Source organism: Aquirufa sp. TARAVU-A1A (assembly GCF_054558675.1).
Genome location: NZ_JBPXKP010000019.1, coordinates 1 through 322, shown reverse-complemented (window position 1 = coordinate 322; position 322 = coordinate 1). Strand labels below are relative to the sequence as shown.

The 322-nt window shown below is 51.2% G+C and carries 1 protein-coding gene; it reads right to left on the bottom strand.

The genetic code is table 11. The annotated features are described in order from the left end of the window. The coding region (locus V7S75_RS12070) for a hypothetical protein (protein WP_459514236.1) at positions 1-322 on the bottom strand (322 nt) is incomplete at both ends.

The following is a 322-nucleotide window of genomic DNA, read 5'->3' as shown; positions in this document are numbered from 1 at the left end:
ATCCCGCTGTCGATAAATCACCTCCATTAAACATCACCGAACTGCTGTTGGCAATACGCTCATCGGCTCCCAATAATAAACTCCCACTCACCAATTCCGTTTGGCCCGTGTACAAAGCCTCACCCACCAACTCCACGCTGCTGCCAGCAACCCCATAAATCTTCAAACCATAACTGCTCGCAGCTATCGCAGGACTGCCCGTTAAACTCAACTTACCCGAGCCGCTACCTATCCCCGAATTCCCCGTTAAACTCACCGTACCACTCCACACATTATTGCCACTCACATTCCGAAAGCCACCCACAACCCCATTCCCATAACC